General features: G+C 62.4%; 15 protein-coding genes, 1 tRNA gene, 1 pseudogene and 1 riboswitch. Of the genes and pseudogenes, 5 read left to right on the top strand and 12 right to left on the bottom strand.

The genetic code is table 11. The features are described 5' to 3' along the window. Positions 1–20 precede the first annotated feature (20 nt). The 3 genes from GLS_RS05505 to GLS_RS05495 all read right to left on the bottom strand — a co-directional run bounded on the left by GLS_RS05505 (position 21) and on the right by GLS_RS05495 (position 4210). Positions 21–524: a ferritin-like domain-containing protein gene (locus tag GLS_RS05505; protein ID WP_041111513.1), complete on the bottom strand. Its 504-nt coding sequence runs from the start codon at positions 522–524 to the stop codon at positions 21–23. 156 nt (positions 525–680) lie between these two features. Next, on the bottom strand, positions 681–3218 hold the full coding sequence (locus GLS_RS05500; protein ID WP_041111512.1) for a TonB-dependent receptor: 2538 nt from the start codon (positions 3216–3218) through the stop codon (positions 681–683). Positions 3219–3442: 224 nt separating this feature from the next. Continuing rightward, positions 3443–4210 carry a sulfotransferase family protein gene (locus GLS_RS05495; RefSeq protein ID WP_052327481.1) on the bottom strand — a complete coding sequence of 256 codons (768 nt, stop codon included), beginning with the start codon at positions 4208–4210 and terminating at the stop codon, positions 3443–3445. A 159-nt stretch (positions 4211–4369) separates the two neighbouring features. Next, positions 4370–4578, top strand: a riboswitch (cobalamin riboswitch). A gap of 107 nt (positions 4579–4685) precedes the next feature. Between GLS_RS05495 and GLS_RS05490 the strand changes: the two genes are divergently transcribed. The 4 genes and pseudogenes from GLS_RS05490 to GLS_RS05475 all read left to right on the top strand — a co-directional run. Next, on the top strand, positions 4686–6683 hold the full coding sequence (locus GLS_RS05490; RefSeq protein WP_041111511.1) for a TonB-dependent receptor plug domain-containing protein: 1998 nt from the start codon (positions 4686–4688) through the stop codon (positions 6681–6683). 28 nt (positions 6684–6711) lie between these two features. After that, positions 6712–7545 (top strand): ABC transporter substrate-binding protein, encoded by an 834-nt coding sequence (locus GLS_RS05485; RefSeq protein WP_052327480.1) that lies wholly within the window; start codon positions 6712–6714, stop codon positions 7543–7545. Continuing rightward, a complete protein-coding gene (locus GLS_RS05480) occupies positions 7542–8528 on the top strand; it encodes a FecCD family ABC transporter permease (protein WP_041111510.1) in 987 nt (328 codons plus the stop codon). Before GLS_RS05485 ends, GLS_RS05480 begins: the two co-directional genes overlap by 4 nt. Positions 8529–8601: 73 nt before the next feature. Further along, positions 8602–9309, top strand: a pseudogene (locus GLS_RS05475) (ABC transporter ATP-binding protein); the annotation flags it as partial. On the opposite strand, the gene GLS_RS05470 reads toward GLS_RS05475, so the two are convergent. Then, the gene (locus GLS_RS05470; RefSeq protein WP_041111508.1) at positions 9234–10256 is read right to left on the bottom strand and encodes a bile acid:sodium symporter family protein; all 1023 of its coding nucleotides are present in this window, start codon (positions 10254–10256) and stop codon (positions 9234–9236) included. The pseudogene GLS_RS05475 and the gene GLS_RS05470 sit on opposite strands and share 76 nt — an antisense overlap. A 97-nt stretch (positions 10257–10353) precedes the next feature. Here GLS_RS05470 and GLS_RS05465 point away from each other — a divergent pair, with 97 nt between their 5' ends. Then, positions 10354–12294, top strand: a complete 1941-nt coding sequence (locus GLS_RS05465) for a glycoside hydrolase family 32 protein (RefSeq protein WP_193363850.1) — start codon at positions 10354–10356, stop codon at positions 12292–12294. A gap of 50 nt (positions 12295–12344) precedes the next feature. Here the strand turns inward: GLS_RS05465 and GLS_RS12950 are convergent, their stop codons facing one another. The 8 genes from GLS_RS12950 to GLS_RS05425 form a co-directional block, all read right to left on the bottom strand. Continuing rightward, the gene (locus GLS_RS12950) at positions 12345–13355 is read right to left on the bottom strand and encodes a DUF6624 domain-containing protein (RefSeq protein WP_052327479.1); all 1011 of its coding nucleotides are present in this window, start codon (positions 13353–13355) and stop codon (positions 12345–12347) included. Positions 13356–13427: 72 nt separating this feature from the next. Continuing rightward, positions 13428–14057: a DUF1269 domain-containing protein gene (locus GLS_RS05455; protein ID WP_011252572.1), complete on the bottom strand. Its 630-nt coding sequence runs from the start codon at positions 14055–14057 to the stop codon at positions 13428–13430. A 115-nt stretch (positions 14058–14172) separates the two neighbouring features. After that, positions 14173–14634: a hypothetical protein gene (locus tag GLS_RS05450; RefSeq protein ID WP_011252571.1), complete on the bottom strand. Its 462-nt coding sequence runs from the start codon at positions 14632–14634 to the stop codon at positions 14173–14175. A 133-nt stretch (positions 14635–14767) separates the two neighbouring features. After that, the gene (locus tag GLS_RS12945) at positions 14768–15301 is read right to left on the bottom strand and encodes an energy transducer TonB (RefSeq protein WP_052327478.1); all 534 of its coding nucleotides are present in this window, start codon (positions 15299–15301) and stop codon (positions 14768–14770) included. A 176-nt stretch (positions 15302–15477) separates the two neighbouring features. Continuing rightward, a tRNA-Phe gene (locus GLS_RS05440) sits at positions 15478–15553 on the bottom strand. A gap of 60 nt (positions 15554–15613) precedes the next feature. Continuing rightward, the gene (locus GLS_RS05435) at positions 15614–15793 is read right to left on the bottom strand and encodes a DNA gyrase inhibitor YacG (protein WP_024716732.1); all 180 of its coding nucleotides are present in this window, start codon (positions 15791–15793) and stop codon (positions 15614–15616) included. Then, positions 15790–16833, bottom strand: coding sequence for a ribonuclease E/G (locus tag GLS_RS05430; RefSeq protein WP_041111507.1), 1044 nt, complete (start codon positions 16831–16833; stop codon positions 15790–15792). The genes GLS_RS05435 and GLS_RS05430 overlap by 4 nt, the downstream gene beginning before the upstream one ends. After that, the gene (locus GLS_RS05425) at positions 16830–17486 is read right to left on the bottom strand and encodes a Maf family protein (RefSeq protein WP_041111506.1); all 657 of its coding nucleotides are present in this window, start codon (positions 17484–17486) and stop codon (positions 16830–16832) included. The genes GLS_RS05430 and GLS_RS05425 overlap by 4 nt, the downstream gene beginning before the upstream one ends. Positions 17487–17495: the final 9 nt, after the last annotated feature.

Raw genomic sequence — 17495 nt, 5'->3', positions numbered from 1 at the left:
GCAAGCCGCGTTGAGCCGCCTCAGTCCGCCGCCAGATACTGCGCCACGATTTCCGGCATCAGCCCTTCAAGCGCTCCGGCCGCCGCTATTTCCTCATCCTTCAGACAGTCCAGCGCGGCCGCGTCCTGCGCAAAGCCAAGCTGCCGTGCCAGCACGATCAGCACCTGAAGCGAGGCGATCTGATGCGCGCGATACCCGCTCGCCGCTAGCACGTTCTTCAGAACGTCATGCTCCTCACCCCCATGCAGCAGCCCCGAGACAGTGCTGAGAATGGACGAGACGGTCTCATGGGGAACCGGGGCAGGGTGTCCGTGCCGGGACAGAATGATCGTGATCTCCCGCGCATGGCTCCGGCCCATCGCCAGATCCTGCTCCATCCGGCTGCACAGCCCCGGATACTGCTCACATACCGGAAGCTCCGAAAGCGCGGTCTCGATCGCCTTGGATTCAATGGACAGGTGATCCCGCAGGGCGTCCAGATAAATATCCAGCGCTGATCTGGCTGTCGTTTTCGTTCTGCCCACCGTGGATCCTTTTCATCTTTGGCGCAGTCATAAATGGCCATATTGCAGGGTAGAGCGCAAGGGCACGGCAGCCTTGCACAAAAGCCCTTCCAGGCATGAAAAACCCCATGCCGGAGACCGGCATGGGGCATTCAGGCTCAGCAGGATCTGAAGGGATCAGAAACCGGCGCTGATGGAACCCGTCGCAGCGAACGGTGCCGCGATCATGTAGGTCGGGGTGGAACCCTTGACCGTGTTGCCGAAGATGCCGCGCATCGTCGTGGCATTGGTCTGCAGACCAATCGGGAAGCCCAGATAGTGCTTGTTGGTGATGTTGGTCAGGTTCAGCTTGACGTTCGGAGCCTGGAGGAAGCCCAGGTTCTTGAAGCGGTAGCCCACCGTGATGTTCATCTTGACGTAGCCCGGGATGCTTTCGTCGTTCATGAACGTGGAATACTGCTTGGCGACGTATTTCAGGTTGTAGGCACCGAAGACATTGCCGTCGTCATAATCGAGGTTGAAGCCAACCTGATATTTCGGCGTTTCCGGAGCAAACTTGCCCTTGGTGGGCAGATAGTCGATGGACGAACCGCTGCCGGCACGCAGGTTGCTCGTCGTGCGGGCATCAACATACTCGAAAGAGACATATGGACGGATGTGATAGAAGATCGGACGCGTTCCGACTTCGGCATCCACACCGTTCGTGCTCTGGCCGCCAGCGTTGATGCTGCCGGTTGCGTAGCTGCTGCAGCTCTCGTCCAGACATTCGCTCTGGGAGAAGAAGCGGTTCGTGAAGTTGTAGTGGAAGTACGTGACCGAGGCCATGACCGTCGGACCCGTGTAACGCCAGCCGGCTTCTTCCGAAATCGAGATTTCAGGCTGCAGGTTGGTCGAGCCGTGCGTCGAATAGCCACCGTTCTTGTAATAGGTGCCAGCGTCGTACAGGGAGTAGTTCGTCGGGATACGGAAGTTCGTGGAGCCCGAGACGAAGACCTGCATTTCCGGATTGATCTGGTAACGGATCGCAGCGGTCGGCAGCGGCTGGTAATACGTCTTGTTGATGTACGGACCCGTGGACGTATCGGGCAGCATGTTGTGCGCATCGCGGGTGACGATGGCATATTTCAGGCCGCCGTCGATCGTCAACTTGTTGTGCAGCAGCGACAGGCTGTCGCCGATGAACATCGTATGCGTCCGCGTCTGCGTCAGGCTCTGACGGTACTGGTAGGTCGTGCCGTCATTGAACACGAAGTTCGGGCCGGCGCCCCACAGGTTCCACGGCGTACCATCGGAAGCGATGCCCGTTGCCGGTGCGGTCTGGGACTGCTTGGCATATTCGAACCAGTAACCGACCATCAGACGGTTCACACCCGTGGTCAGCGTCAGCTTCGTGACGGCACCCGGACGATACGTCGTCGTGATGGACGGCTCGTAGATCAGGCTGCCCTTCGTCTGCGTCTTGCCATCGAGCGTACCGCTCATGGACGTGGCGCCCCAGCTCGTCGGAAGGCTGTAGGCCGCACCGCCACTGCCGTCACCGTACCAGAAATACGGCGTTTCCGTCAGGACGAGGTGGTCCGTCAGCTTGAAGGTGGAAGGCGCACTGGCATAGATGTTGGTGAACGGGTTCTGATGCAGCTTGTAGTAGCTGGCGTCACCTGCCGTCGTCTTGCCGGTCGGGTCCTTGTAGACACCGTTATAAGAGGTGTTGGAAATCGTGGAGCCGGACGTGTTCTTGAACGTCGTGCCGTTCGGACGGGTACAGGTGCTGCCGCTGTAACAGGGCGCGATGTACTGGTCCTTCACACCGAAACCGTACGTCTCCCAGGACGCCTGGTTCACGCTCGGCGTCAGGTAGTTGTAAAGGCGGTTGCCGACGATCGCGAGCGAGACGCGGTTGCCGTCACCCCAGTCGTTCACGAACTTCGCTTCGGCATGAAGCTTTCGGTTCGTGGCCATGGAGTGGATGGCGTCTTCGGTCGCATAGGAGCCGGAGAAATAGGCGCGCAGGTTGGTCTGGCCGATCTTGCCGGTATCCAGACGCAGGAAGCCGCGCGTGTAATCGTATGAACCGTAGGAGACGTCGAACGCGCCGCCCTTCTTCATCTTCGGATCGATCATGTACATGTCGACCACGCCGCCGGTGGCGCTCAGATGCGGGCTGTCGAGGTCGGCGGAACCCTGTGCCAGGCTGACCTTGCGCAGGTTTTCGGAGTCCACGATTTCCTGGGAATAGACCGAGAAGGAACCGATATCGTTGATCGGGAAGCCTTCAAGCGTGAAGCCCATCTGCGACTGGTCGAGGCCGCGGGCGCTCATGTGGCTGCCCGTCAGGCCTGCCGGATCGGAAGACGAAACGTTTGCGCCCGGAAGCAGTGCGATCAGCTGCATCGGGTCCTGACCCGGTGCCTGCTTTTCGATGTAGTCACGGGAGATGGCCGAAACGGACTTCGCGGAGTCCTGTTTCTGCATCAGACCACCACCGACATCGCGGCGCGTTACGCCATCGAAATAGGTGTGATGTCCGCTGACGGAGACATGTTCTTCATGTTCGTCTGTTGGAGCCGTATTGCCCATCATGGACGGGGCGGCAGCAGCGACTTTCGTAGGGCTCTTCTTGTCAGAAGAGGCCGTGCTGTCTGCGGGTGCGGCAAATGCCGACACCGTACCGAACGCAAACAGGGCCGAAGTCGAAAGCAGGCGAGCAAGGCGCATCGTATTTTCGGTCTTTCTCGGTCAGGTGAACTTTCAACCGAGAAAAAGCATGAGTGCCGGCTCTATTTCAATCAGATGTAGAGTGATACAGTATGACATGAAGGGGGTATGGCAATTTAGTCACATTTCGCTGATGTAACGGCGCGAAAGGGCAGGTAACTCCCTGCGCATTGTGACATTTGGAAGACATGACCCGTTTTTCTGGGGGCGATCGTTTCAAAAAGTCATCCTGCGGGACGCAGTGCTTCGTCTGCGCTGTAGATCTGTCGAATCCTTTTCGCCTGTGCGGCCGTGGGGACGACATCGTGGCTGTTGCCGTTCAGATGGGGAATGGTTTTGCCCTTCAGGACAGGCACCAGATCGGGCAGGGACGAAATCTGGTCCATCGAAAACAGCTGATCGACGGCAAGCCGGCCATTACGGTCGCAGACATACAGGGTCTGCGGACGGAAGATATGATCCATCTCGTAAACGGACGAACAGGATCCCACGTGCTCGATGGCATGGTCCAGCGTATGGAACGAGCGGTAGAGCGCGTTGACGGAAGGATGGATTTTTACCCGTGACGTGCCGCCACGACGGGCAAAGGCCCATGCGGAAACGAAACGCTTCACGGGATCACGCCAGATCGCGAAGCTGGGGAGGGTCCGGCACAGATCGGGCGCGACATGCTGATAATAGCGCCAGGTTTCATGCATCATGATCCCGCCATACAGCAGGTCACAGATCGAGGTCCCGCCGTTCTTGGGAACATGGATGAACAGCGCCCCGGCTTCGCGGATGCGTTCGATCCGCTGAAGGCGTTTGCGGCCCAGCGGCAGGCGCAGTTTCAGATCGGCGGCACGGGCATGGACGTCATTATACTGCCTGACCCGGAAGGTGCTGCACAACAGGCGCTGGGGAAGACCGGGCCCCTCTGCTTTCATACCATCGCGTCCTGCCGGAAGGTCGCGGTCGTGGTGAACCGTCTGGGCAGCAGAAGGGGTCGTCATGATCGTGTCCTGATCCTGTATCCGATGGCAGGAACACTGACGTCCGGGGATATTCGAGGCAAAGACCGGATTGTAACGGAATGAAAGCAATGTTGCAGAGTTGTGCGGCATCAAATCAGCCATGAATGGATGTTTGTGTTTGACTTGTGCCGCCCGGGGCGCTTCATGACACCTGACGGTGCCCGGTCTGCCGGGTGAAAAGGGAACGCAGTGCAAAACTGCGGCTGCCCCCGCAACTGTAAGCGCTGACTGTCGCTCCGTAACGGGTGGACAGTACGGCTTCAGGAGAGAACCCACTGGCCCGGTGCCGGGAAGGGGCCTGAGACCGGAGCGCGAGCCAGGAGACCTGCCGTCAGCATGAGTTGTCCGAAGGACGGTCCGGGCGGGGTGCATCGGAACGCCGGGTCAGGCCCTGTCACTGCGGGTCTGCCTCCTTCTTGAGGGCGACGCAGAACGACGAGACATTACTATCGCCATGCCCCGTATTTCCTGCCTTCTTTTCGCGACGAGCATGCTTGTCGCCGTTCCCGCGCTGGCGTCCGTCCCGGCCCAGGAACCGGCACCGCCGCAGAAGCCCAAGGCACCCCCGGCCGCTCCCCGGACGACAGCCACCAGTGCCCCGCAGACCACTCCTGACGCCGTGACCGCCACGGTCCCCGAGACCGTCACCGTAACGGCCAACCGCATCCCGCAGGACATCAGCAAGGTCGGTTCGCAGGTTACGGTTGTGACCCAGCGTGACATTGAACTTCTGCAGCGACGCGACCTTGCGGATCTTCTGGCGCGTGAACCGGGCCTGAACATGGTGCGTTCGGGTGGCCCCGGAGCCACGGGTTCGATCTTCATGCGCGGCGTCAATTCCAATGAAGTGAAGGTGCGGCTGGACGGGATGGACATCAATGATCCGTCCACGCCGGCCGGGGCATTCGATACGGCACAGTTCCTCACCGATGGTCTGGCCCGGGTGGAAATCCTGCGCGGACCGCAGAGCGGTCTGTACGGTGCGGATGCGATGGGCGGCGTCATCGACATGACGACCAAACAGGGGCAGGGACCGCTGCACGGTTTCGTCCGTCTCGAAGGCGGCAGCTATTCCACGAAGAACCAGACGGCCGGTTTCTCGGGCTCGCTGCACCGTTTCCATTACATGGTCGAAGTCTCGCACAATCATGTCGGCGATTATCAGGCCGTGCCGAAAGCCATCCGTGCGCAGGTTCATGACCATGACGTCGCGTCCAACCGCAACGACAACCGCACCGCCAATGTGCGGCTCGGCTATGACGTGACGGACAATTTCGATCTCGGCTTTACGGCCCATCTGACGCAGGCGGATTACGAATACGTCGCCGACGATTACAGCTCCTACCCTACGCTGCCGTCAGCCCAGCAGAACGAAAGCGATCTCAAACAGGCTATCCTGCGCGGCACTGCTCATCTGAAGTCCTTCAAGGGCGTGTTCGAGCAAACGCTGGGCGTTGGATACATCACCTATCGCCGTCATGACATCACCGCTGGCGATCCGGAAATTTCGTCCAACCGTGGCGACCGCCTGAAGGTGGACTGGCAGGGCCTGACCCATCTCGGCCATAACGGCTCCTTCCTGGTGGGCTATGACTATATCCGCGAGCGGATCATGACGCCGGTCTCTGCCCAGACCACGACGAACGCCGCCTGGGGACAGCTCGAAGGCCACTGGCACGACATTCTCTTCGGCTCGGCCAATATCCGCTACGACAACAATTCCCGTTACGGCAATTACGTGACCTGGCGTGTCGCTCCAGCGGTGAAGATCCCCGGCACCGGCCTGACGCTGAAGGCCAGCGGCGGCTCGGGCTTCCACGGCCCGTCCCTGAACCAGCTCTTCGTCAGCTACCCGGCCTATTACTTCCTGGCCAATCCGAACCTGCGGGCCGAGCGTCTCCTGGGTTTCGATGCCGGATTTGAAGAGCGCCTTCTGGACGGCAAGCTGACCTTCGGCGCCGATTATTACGGCAACCATGTCCGCAACCTCATCAACACGGCGCTGTCGGGCTACAACTACACTTATGTGAATGTCGCCCGCGCCCAGACGCATGGTGTGGAAGCCTTCGTCGATTACCGCATCATCAAGAGCGTGGATCTGCGCGGAACCTATACCTGGACGGACGCCACGAACCGCAGCACCGGCGCTGCCCTCGTGCGCCGGCCCCGCCACAAGGCCACAGCCAGCGTCATCTGGACGCCGACCAAGCGCCTGAGCATCACGCCAAGCCTGCTCTATGTCAGCGGTTGGCACGATCTCGACCGTTACACGTCCATGAGCACGATCGGTCATGACTACGTCACGGTGAACATCGCTGCGGAATACAAGCTGGCCGATTTCGTCACCCTGTTCGCGCGCGGCGACAATCTGGGGAACCGGTATTATGAAAACCCGGTCGGCTATCTCCAGCCGGGCCGGTCCTTCTATGGCGGTGTGACGTTTGGCCTTTAAGGCGTTCCTTCACGTCCTTTCAGCCCCGATGGCAGTCCTGCTGCTGTCGGGCCTGATGACGGGTGCGATCGCTGGATCGGCCTGTGCCGGTCCGGTGCGGACCCGTATCGTTTCCCTGAACCTGTGCACGGACGAACTGCTGCTCGAACTGGCAGACCCGTCCCACATCCTCGGTCTCAGCCCATTGGCCACGGACTGCGCGGAATCCGTCCGCTGCGAGATCGCAGCGACATATCCCGTCCAGCGCCCTGACGGCGAAAACCTTGTCGTTACCCATCCGGACGTCGTGTTGGACGGAACATGGCACCGCCCGACAGTCCCGCTCGTGACCAATGCCCTGCATGTTCCGTTCGTCCAGCTTCCGTCCATCGCGTCCTTGGCAGACATTCCCACGCAGATCCGCACGGTCGCTCATGCCATCGGTGAGGACGCACGCGGCGACAATATGATCCGCGCCTTTGCGGACCGTCTGGAAAGTCTCCATCCCGTTCATTCGGACCAGATCCTGACGGCCACGGTTATCGGCGCGAACCTTGCGGGAGAAGAGGGGGGCCTGATTTCCGATCTGCTGAAGCGCGCCGGATTCCGCCTGTCTGCTTCCGAACGCCCGGACGGCACCATCGCGCTGGAAACGCTGATCGCCCATCCGCCGGATCTTCTGGTGACGGGTATGATTTCGGAAGGCGCGTCGCTTGCGGAAGATGTCGTGCATCACCCTGCTTTGCGAGACCGCTTCACGGGCGCGCATCTTCTGGCGCTTCCCGGCCGCCTGACAATGTGCGGCACGCCTGACACTCTCGATGCGCTGACCGCCCTGATCGCCGCGCATGACCGTCTGACCGGCACGGAGCCTTCGCCATGAGCCGCTATACATTAAGCGTCGCCATATTGAGCGCCGTGGTTCTGGCTCTCGCCGTCCTGTCACTGGCCGCAGGCCCGGCGGGGATCGGCGTCGTGCAAGGCCTGTCCGACATGCTGCATGGCCGCGAGACGATCGCCGCAACCATCATCGGCCAGATCCGCCTGCCACGCATGATCCTGGCCCTGCTGATCGGTGGAACGCTCGGCCTGTCCGGCGCAGCACTTCAGGGACTGGTCCGCAACCCGCTCGCCGATCCGGGCGTGCTGGGCATTTCGGGCTGCGGTGCGCTCGGCGCCGTACTGGTCTTTTATACCGGCGTCTCGGCGGTCTGGGCGCCCGCGCTGCCGCTGGCGGCGTTGTCCGGCGCCGGGCTCGCGACACTCCTGCTTCTGGCCCTGACGCGCGGCGGCACGCTCGTTCTGGTGCTCGCCGGTGCGGCGCTGGGCTCCATGAGCGCCGCCCTTCTGGCCCTGACGCTCAACCTCGTGCCAAGCCCCTATGCGTCCTACGAAATCATGCACTGGCTCATGGGCTCCCTGTCCCGCGCCAGCCTGCATGACGTGCTGATCGCCACACCCGGCCTTCTGATCGGCTCGGCCCTGCTGTTCAGCACCGGACGCTCGCTCGACGCCCTGACTCTTGGTGAAGACGTTGCCCAGACGATGGGCTTTCCCCTGCGCGCGGTACAGTGGCGCGTCGTGCTCGGAACGGCACTCGCGGTCGGCAGCGGCGTCGCTGTTGCAGGAGGCATCGGGTTCGTTGGCCTCGTCATGCCGCATCTGCTGCGTCCGCTCGCCGGCGCCCGTCCGTCGCGCCTCCTGCTGCCGTCTGCACTCGGGGGCGCGGCGCTTCTGCTGGCTGCGGATCTGTTCGTGCGCCTGCCTGTCAGTGGCGCCGAACTGCAACTCGGCGTCGTCACCTCCCTGATCGGAACGCCGGTCTTCTTCTGGCAGGTCTGGCGCCTGCGCGGCCGGCCGGTATGAGGAGCGCACCATGATCCTCCAGACAGACACGATCAGCCTGATCCTTCAGGGCAACAGACTTCTCAACGATATCGCACTCGACGTCCGTCCCGGCGAAGTCCTCGGCCTGATCGGCCCCAACGGTGCAGGCAAAAGCACGCTCCTGCGCATCATGGCCGGGCTGCTCCGCCCCGAGACCGGCCGCGTCCTGCTGGACGGACAGGACCTGTTTACCATGCCGCCCGAGGAGCGCGGGCGCCATCTGGCTTACCTCCCGCAGGAAGCGCCCGCTGCCATCGGTATGAGCGTGCGGGATGTCGCAATGCTCGGGCGCCTGCCCCATCGTCGCACGGCTTCGGCGGAACAGAATGAAACAGCCGTGCAGCAGGCTCTCGATGCGGTCGGGATGAGCGCCTTTGCCGATCGTTCCTCCGCCCGGCTCTCAGGCGGCGAACGCGCCCGCGTTCTGCTCGCCCGCGCGCTGGCGGTTCAGGCCCCGATCCTGCTGGCGGACGAACCGGTCGCGGCCCTCGATCCCGCGCAGGCCCTGACGGTCATGGACCTGTTCGGCCAATGCGCCGCACAGGGTCAGGCCGTCGCTGTCGTCCTGCACGATCTGGCCCTCGCGGCCCGTTTCTGCACGCGGATTGCGGTGCTGTCGCAGGGCCGTCTCGTCAGTATCGGCACGCCTGCCGAAGTCCTGACGGACGCCCTGTTCGCCGAAGTTTACGGTGTGGCAGTGCGACGCTGCGGCGAGGTCGCCGTGCCCTGGTCGCTGGTCTCGAGCGCCCGACGTCCATAACGTCGCGCCAGCAGCGTGCAGGTGAAGAGCTGGATCTGGTGATAGATCATCAGTGGCAGCACGATGATGCCAACCGATGCCGCCGGGAAAATCACGCTCGCCATCGGCACGCCCGACGCCAGCGACTTCTTCGAGCCGCAGAACTGAAGCGCGATTTTGTTCTCCGTCGTCTGCCCCAGCCCGTCGCCCATCAGATGCGACAGCAACAAGACCAGCGCCAGCATGAAACTGTCGAGCAGCGCCACTTCCAGCAGATGCGTGCCTGAAACCCGGTGCCAGATCCCTTCGACCACGGCCGAGCTGAACGCCGTATAGACGACCACGATAATGGACCCGCGATCGGTGAACGAAATCAGGATCTTGTGCTTGCGCACGATCGGCCCGACCCATTTCTGAAGGATCTGTCCCAGCGCAAACGGCAGCAGCAGCTCCTTGCCCACATCCAGCACGGATTCCAGCGGCGAATGGCCTGCGCCTACATGCCCGAGCACCACGCCCGTCAGCAGCGGCGTGAGCGCAATGCCCGCGATATTGGAAACCGTCGCTGCACAGATCGCGGCCGGAACATTGCCCTTCGCGATGGAGGTCAGCGCGATGGAAGACTGCACGGTGGACGGCAGGCAGCACAGGAACAGGATGCCCGACCACAGCTCTTCACCGAACAGCGCATCGGGGAAGACGGACCGGAACAGCAGATGCAGCCCGATCCCCAGCAGCGGAAACAGCGCGAACGTGCAGAGCAGTACGCTCCCCTGAAGCTTCCAGTCCTTCACGCTGTCCACAATGGCGTGACGTTCGAGCTTCGCGCCCTGGAAGAAGAACATGAACGTGATGAGGATCGTCACGACATGCTGGAGAATGTGCTCCATCTGCCCCCGGCAGGGCAGGAAAGAGGCCAGCGCGATCGCGGCGATGAGGGACAGGAGAAAGGGGTCGAGACGCTTCATGCCGCACTATGTCCGTATCCGGGCCGGACATGCAACGTCCTGCCCCGGGCTCACGCCCGCTCTTTTGAAAACGGGCGTCTCATGTATCCTGTCCGCCATGACAGACCATAATGACCTGCCAGTCCCGGGCCGCCGCCGCGCCCTGACATCCCTTCTTGCCGCCGGAACCGTTGCCGGCACCGTCGGTAGCAGCCTGCGTCTGACGGGGAATGCCAGCGCCGCCGATGAACCGCCGAAAGACACACTCACGTCTCACGGCCATCAGCCGAGCAATGCGCATATCGAACCCGCCGATCAGCCCGGCGCAAATAACAAGCCTGTCATCCGCACCCAGAGCGACTATTTCTATCGCCCCTCCATTCATTTCTCGCCGCCCACCGGCTTCATGAATGACCCCAACGGCCTGATCTTCGACGGCCAGACCTACCATCTCTATTACCAGTACGACCCTACCGCCCCCTATGCCGGACGCGTCCATTGGGGCCACGCCACCAGCACGGATCTCTACACCTGGCAGGACCAGCCCATCGCCATCGACCAGACGGCAGCGGGCGAGGCCTATACCGGCTGCGTCGTGCTGGACCGCAACAACGTCTCGGGCCTCTTCCCGCCCCGCAAACCGGAGGCTGCCGCTGCTCCTCCGGCGACCCCGACGGCCACGCAGGCCGCCGTGCAGGCGCTCGCCCCGGAACTGCGGAAAACCACATCTGACACGCCTTACGCGCCCGACAAAATGCCCGCGCTCGGCCCGAATGAGTCCGCCCCGTTCGGCTCGGTCTATGCTCCTTCAAGCAGCGCCGAAACCCATGTTGCCCCGCCTGCGCTCCCGCCCATGCCCGGCGGACTGGTCGCGATCTACACGCGCGCCACACCGCAGAGCCAGACGCAGTACATCGCCTGGAGCCCCGATGGCGGCCAGCATTACATCGACTACGACCACAACCCGATCCTGAATATCGGCGTCAATTCCTTCCGCGATCCCAAGGTCTTCTGGCACGAGGCCAGCGGCAAATGGATCATGGTCGTGGTCAGTGCACGCGCTCATAAAGTGCTGTTCTACGGCTCCATCGACCTGCTGCACTGGATGCATCTCAGCAGCTTCGGTCCCGCCGGCCTGTTCGGCGTGGACTACGAATGCCCCAACCTGATTGAACTCGACATCGAGGGCGATGAAAAAGGCAGGCGATGGGTCCTGTTCGTTTCCGTCAATCCGGGTGGCCCGCTGGGCGGCAGCGTCACACAGTATTTCGTGGGCGATTTCGACGGCGAACGCTTTACGCCCGATAACACGGTGATCGGCCTGACGGACTTCGCCAAGGACAGCTACGCCATGCAGGTCTATGACAGCATGCCGGACAACAAGGCGGTCTATTTCGCCTGGTTCGGCAACTGGCAGTACTGCGAGGAAGTCCCCAACCGGAGCTGGCGCGGCCTCATGACGCTGCCGCGCCGCATGTCCCTGCGCCGGGATGAAATGAACTGGCTGCGTCTGGTCCAGCGCCCCTACGGGCTCGAAGCCTTCCGGGGTGAGAAGATCCCGTTCAAGGTGGACCGTATCGCCGCCCAGAGCGGGGTGCAGGTTGCGCTGCCCACCGGCACTGCCATCGAACTGCTCCTGACCGTCACCGTTGACGAACGCAGCAACCCGCAGCCGGACGGCGAACAGGGACGCGCAGGCCGCTTCGTCATCGTGTTCTCGAACGGGCAGGGAGAGTCCCTATCCATCGGCTTCGACGCCTTCTCAAGCCAGCTCTGGCTCGACCGCGGCGATCTGCACGGCTTCTCCCAGCCGTTCTTCACGGAGCGCTTTTCCACGCCCCTGATCGCTAACAGCCGCCGCTTTTCCCTGCGGTTGGTGCTGGATGCCTGTGCGCTGGAACTCTTCGCCAATGACGGCCTCTCGGTTGCCACGGCCCTGGTCTTCCCTGCCAATCCGCTGACAACGCTGGGCCTTCAGGCCACCAATACCGGTGCGACAATCGAAGAACTGGCGCTGTATCCGCTGCGCAAAACCATGGATCGTCCGACGGCGTTGTGATGCAGGGCGCTGCCCTGCACCCGGAAGGGGGCTCGCCCCCTTCACCCCTTTTAGCAATGGGGTGGCAGATAGGTGAGGTAGGTGGCTTCCGAGAACAGCCCCATTTCCGCCCGCCGTTTGTCCAGCGTCTTCGGATCGTCGCCGCCCGCATCAAGCGAACGGGGTGCATAGTGATGGTTCTGGCACGAAAGCTGGGAGCCATAATGCTGCTTGCCTGTCGTCGCCAGCATGACCCGGTCTGTCAGCAATGCATAATCCGGCTTGGCGAATTTGCCAGCGCGCGCATAGGGCGCAAGCTGATGCAGCGCTTTGGCCTGAAAGGCCGGATCCTCATCGGCATGCTGCACTATCAGCCAGACCATTTTTGCGGTTCTCGGTCCCGCCTTTATCACGGCTGACCATCCCTTCGTGTCCAGCAGATGCCGCACCCAGTGACTGTTGTCCCAATCCACATCTTCAAATCTGTGTACAGTACGGTTTTTCAGCATTCTGAGTGTATCGGCATCAACGCCTGACAGAGTGTCTAATGTTTCCATCCCAAGGGGCCCCCGCCAGGCCTGATCAGGAATGATGCGTGCTGTGGCCTCTTCTTCGAGCGTGTTCTCTTCTGCCCCCTGAATGGCATTGACTGAAGCCGTGATCCCGGCCTCGTAAGTCTGGAAATAGGGAAGGCTGCGGGACAATGCTGTCCGGAATGCCTCCCAATTCGCAAAACCTTCCGGCGCAGAGATGACGTTAAGGATCTGCGAACACAGCCGGTCCTGATAGCCGCGATCTTTCGGAACCGAGGCGATAATCCCGAGCTTTTTCAACTCTGCATCCTGCACGAGTGCCGCATCATGCACGCAGGCCTTGCCATAAGCCTTAATGGCCTTCCAGTCCGCGACCTGCTGCGTGGTCGCACCCGGAAAAGCACCCCGGACCAACCCGTAATCGCCGGGCTCGAAACTGCCGTCATGAATAAACGGCGCCAGAACGGGTGGCGGCGCAGGAGCCGCGGATGCTGCTGCAAACGCGCCCAGACCGGCCAGCAGGAAAAGCATACGAAAACGGGCCATCATGACGACATCCTGTAAGGAAATGTTTCGTCACGATGGCCCGCATCAGAGGCTCAGATCAAGACCGTAACGATCTCAGCCGCCCGTGATCCTGTTCTTCAGATTGTGAAGGCTGGTCGAAACCTGCTTCTGCCACTCGCTCATACGGTCGTGCCATTCGGTCGAATGCTGCTGTACGAGGACGCGCTCGGCCTCCGCTGCCGCAGCGGCCTGTGCCTTCTGCTGGGCCAGGACCTCGCGCTCCACGGCCTCGATTGGCCGACGCAGCACCAGCGATGCACCAAGAGACGCCGCCAGATCGTCCACGACCTGCGGCACATATTCCTGAACCGTCGCGATCACGGCCGTCGTCCCCACGGGAATGACGGAGGCGATCTGCGCCAGAAGGCTGCTGCGGATGGCCGCATCCTCAACCGACAGGCTTGATCCCACGAGCGCACCCATGGACGCCCCGAGAAGCACGCCCAGCGGCCCCAGAAGAAGCCCGACGAGCGAGCCCAGAAGCGTCCCGTTCAGAACTTGCTCACCTGAAGACCCGTTGGCCCAGTTGTCATGAATGGTGATGTTGCCGTCCGTGGTGCGCTCAACGACAGCCTCGTTGATGACGACCAGCTTCTGGTCTGCAGCCCGTTCCCGCAGTTCGGAAAAAGCCTGGAAGGCCTTGCTCTGCTCGGTGAAGGAGAGAACAAGAATGTTGGTATCCATGATCTGTCACGCTCCGCTCCCCCGCGAAAAAATGCAGGAAGAGCCGGGCACGCGGGGGAAGTGTCCGGCCTGTCACCGCAGCCTTCCCGGAAGGCTGCGGCAGGAGGACACCAGATTACCGGCTCAGCGTAAAGGTCAGACCCTGCGCACCCGCAGCCAGACGCGCACCTTCGGTCGCCGTCTCGATCTTGATGCGCACGCCGTTGCTGTTGGACAGGACAGCGCCACCCAGACCCTTGTCCAGCGTCGCTTCCCCGGCGAGGGAGCCGTAGCTGCCGTCGAAATCATGCAGGTGCTTCAGGTTGTAGACGGTGCCTTCGGCCTTCAGGGCGGAGAAGCCGACGGCGGCGATGTTCCCGCCGCTGACCTTGAAGTGATAGGTATGATGGCCGTAGGTCAGGGTGCCGTCACCCCAGGTGTAACCCACGCCGACATCCGCCGAATGGGCGGTGAGGGTGACATGTCCGACAGGGGCCCCGAGCGTATCTTCAGCGCGTACGGCAGGAGCTGCGACAAGACCGGCACCGAAAAGGACGGCTGCAAGGGCGACGCCACGGCGGCTGATATTGAAAGACATCATGAAACCTTCTGTCTGTTTTCATAGTCAGGCCCTGCGGGTGCAAACCCGTGTGGCACTGACACTTGAGGAGACAACGCTCCGACGTGGGTTCGGATGCATGCGAAGGGAGAATTCATGTTCCGGTTATCGGTCACCGGTCCGGAGGGATGAGGAAGTTGAAGTGCATCCTGTAGTGTGAACTGACGGGATGACCGTTTCTCATCGCGGGGAAATAGGATGCCTGAACCACATAGTCGCGTGCGGCCTGATTCAGCTCCGCATAATGCCCTTCTTGGACCAGACAGTCATGGGAATGGCCCTGTGCATCGATCGTACAGGCCACCGTGACGTGATCTTCGATATGCCGGTCGACCATGTCTTGGGGATAACGGGGCGTTCCGGACACGGCGCGGTTGAGTCGGGCGGCGTGGGTGTTGTCCTGATGGTTTGATATTCCGAAAAACCTGCCTGGGCCGATGTTCAGATGGGCGATCTGCGGCACCAGAACAGCAACCTGAAACAGACAGATGCAGAGTACGGGCAGGAGAAACCAGACTGGTGGCTGGCGACGTCGCCCGTTGGCATCCGGCTCGGGACAGGGCTGGAGTTCAGGCTGGGGGCCCTGCTCCGGTTCCATCCGGGGTGGAAGGTCAGGGTCGTGATGCCGGGAAAGGGGATCGTCCATTTTTCGGTTCCCGATATCTCCGGGCGCGAGAGATGAGGCCTGTTTCAGACGGCGATGGCCTGCCCGGCTTCATCATGGAAGATCCGGCTGTCAGAACGCCAGAGGGAATCGCGCCATGACAGAGGAAGCCATTCGCGTGAAGCGCTGATCAGAAGAAGATTTTTTCAGGAGGAAAATGGTGCCCAAGGGCGGAATCGAACCACCGACACTGCGATTTTCAGTCGCATGCTCTACCAACTGAGCTACTTGGGCACCGAGCTTCAGGGCGGACCCCGTTGCGGAGATGGGGTTTAACTGATGATTGAGGCGGGATCAACCCTCCCTGTCGCGATATTCGTCGTGCTCTTCGTCATTATCCTGACGAAAGGACGGAACGCGGTAGGTCCCGCTGAACCAGCGGCCCAGATCGACATCCGCACAGTGGCGGGAGCAGAAAGGCCGGAACTGCGGATCGGTGGGGCGATGGCAGATCGGGCAGGTGGCGTTGCTCATGACAGGCTCCAGCTTGCGGGTGGGGCATTGGGATCAAGGACAAGGTCCAGCGGCCGGGCGCGACGGGATATGAAATCCGCCAGGGCATCGGGATCGTTTTCCAGCGCCGTGACGAGTCCGATCGAGGCGGTCAGCGTCTGGCCGGGGCGGTTTTCGCGCAGGATCGTCCTGAGGATGGACAGCGCCTGCCCATGTGGGGAGGACAGGAGTTCATGCAAGGGGGGACGGCGGCGCGGGCGCGTCAGTTCCAGCAGGCCGGAGGGTGTGGCGCCGAGGACGTCCGGTTTGAGGGGATCGCCAGCCAGAGCCTCACGCAGGAAGGGGACCAGAGCCGGGCGTTTGCGCGTCTTCACCCCCGCCGGGTCTACCAGAATCGTGCCTGAGAGGTTCCGCAGGCGGATCTGTCGGGCCAGTTCAGGGAAGGCTGCGACATTGCCCTTGAAGTCCGGGGCGCCAGTGCTGTCGAGGTCGATGGCGACAAGAGCGGGGGTCGGGAAGATGCTGGCGGTCAGGAGGCCCAGATCGGCCTCGGGGCTGCCGAGACTGTCGAAATCCGCTTCCAGCGCAGCGTCGAAGGCTTGCTGGCAGCGCTGAAGGCGCGGACGCAGGCGGACAGGCAGTTTTGCCGCAATGCCCGGATCGTCCACGAAAATCGGCGCCTCCGGATAGCGGTCTGCCAGTTCGTCGAGTGGGGTTGGTCCGCGTTCGAGCAGTTTGGGGGCAGAGGGTGCCTCAGTGGGCATGTCTGCCCGGCGCAGGCGCAGGCCCTTGCCGTTCTGGGCGGCACGGCTGACGCGGGCTGCTGTCAGAGCCCCTTCGGTCAGGGCTTCGCGGGTGGAAAGAAAGCCGCTCTGGCCGTCTTCGAGCAGGACGAATGCACCGCCCAGAGCGGGAGCGGCTTTCTGGACGCGGACGACGTGCCAGTCTTCCAGACCATCCGGGCAGCCGGGACGCCAGATCGCGGCATCCAGCAGGGTGTCATGGTCCGTGACAGCAATCCGCACTTCGCCCGGGGAACAGGCTGCGCGGATTTCGGTCATGCGATCCAGCCACCTGAAGGCTTGCCGACCGGCTGTCCGCGCAGGAGCTGGGCCGTTTCAAACAGGGGCAGTCCTACGACGGCGGAATAGCTGCCGCCGATCTGGCGGATATGAGCGGCGGCGGCGCCTTGGATGGCATAGCCGCCCGCCTTGCCCTGCCAGTCCCCCTGAGCGATCAGGGCGTCGATTTGCGCCTCCGTCAGGCGATGGAAAATGACGGAGGTTTCCACCAGTCTCTCGCAGGGCGTGCCTTGTGGCCAGCCCGCGCTCGGGCGCAGGACCACGGCCGTCAGCACCTTATGGCGGCGGCCGGAGAGCAGCTTCAGGCAGGCGCGGGCGGTCTTTTCGTCTTCGGCTTTCGGCAGCACGCGCCGGCCGACGGAGACCACCGTATCGGCCCCAAGGACGAGGGCGGCATCCGTGCGCTGCGCGGCCACATGCTCCGCCTTCTGGCGGGCGAGGCGCTGCGCGAGCGGGCGCGGCAGTTCACCGGGGCGCGGTTCTTCGTCGATATCGGCGCTGACGACGGCGTCGGGCACGATGCCGATCTGTTCCAGCAGGCTCAGGCGGCGCGGGGAGGCGGAGGCCAGAACGAGCTTCGGACGGTCCGGAAGGCCGGATGACCCTTCTGCGGAAGACGGGGAGGAGGTCATGCGGCGGAC

It is taken from the genome of Gluconobacter oxydans DSM 3504, from assembly GCF_000583855.1.
Classification (GTDB): domain Bacteria; phylum Pseudomonadota; class Alphaproteobacteria; order Acetobacterales; family Acetobacteraceae; genus Gluconobacter; species Gluconobacter oxydans.
Note: the sequence above shows the minus strand (reverse complement) of the source record. Positions and strands in the feature narration are given on the sequence as shown.

Bases quoted from the DNA above. Each gene is read 5' to 3' on its own strand.
- GLS_RS05485 (WP_052327480.1), top strand. From the start codon at position 6,712: ATGGCAGTCCTGCTGCTGTCGGGCCTGATGACGGGTGCGATCGCTGGA.
- GLS_RS12945 (WP_052327478.1), bottom strand. From the start codon at position 15,301: ATGGACGATCCCCTTTCCCGGCATCACGACCCTGACCTTCCACCCCGG.
- GLS_RS05480 (WP_041111510.1), top strand. From the start codon at position 7,542: ATGAGCCGCTATACATTAAGCGTCGCCATATTGAGCGCCGTGGTTCTG.
- GLS_RS05490 (WP_041111511.1), top strand. From the start codon at position 4,686: ATGCCCCGTATTTCCTGCCTTCTTTTCGCGACGAGCATGCTTGTCGCC.
- GLS_RS05500 (WP_041111512.1), bottom strand. From the start codon at position 3,218: ATGCGCCTTGCTCGCCTGCTTTCGACTTCGGCCCTGTTTGCGTTCGGT.
- GLS_RS05455 (WP_011252572.1), bottom strand. From the start codon at position 14,057: ATGGATACCAACATTCTTGTTCTCTCCTTCACCGAGCAGAGCAAGGCC.
- GLS_RS05435 (WP_024716732.1), bottom strand. From the start codon at position 15,793: ATGAGCAACGCCACCTGCCCGATCTGCCATCGCCCCACCGATCCGCAG.
- GLS_RS05470 (WP_041111508.1), bottom strand. From the start codon at position 10,256: ATGAAGCGTCTCGACCCCTTTCTCCTGTCCCTCATCGCCGCGATCGCG.
- GLS_RS05430 (WP_041111507.1), bottom strand. From the start codon at position 16,833: ATGACCGAAATCCGCGCAGCCTGTTCCCCGGGCGAAGTGCGGATTGCT.
- GLS_RS05425 (WP_041111506.1), bottom strand. From the start codon at position 17,486: ATGACCTCCTCCCCGTCTTCCGCAGAAGGGTCATCCGGCCTTCCGGAC.
- GLS_RS12950 (WP_052327479.1), bottom strand. From the start codon at position 13,355: ATGATGGCCCGTTTTCGTATGCTTTTCCTGCTGGCCGGTCTGGGCGCG.
- GLS_RS05495 (WP_052327481.1), bottom strand. From the start codon at position 4,210: ATGACGACCCCTTCTGCTGCCCAGACGGTTCACCACGACCGCGACCTT.
- GLS_RS05465 (WP_193363850.1), top strand. From the start codon at position 10,354: ATGACAGACCATAATGACCTGCCAGTCCCGGGCCGCCGCCGCGCCCTG.
- GLS_RS05450 (WP_011252571.1), bottom strand. From the start codon at position 14,634: ATGTCTTTCAATATCAGCCGCCGTGGCGTCGCCCTTGCAGCCGTCCTT.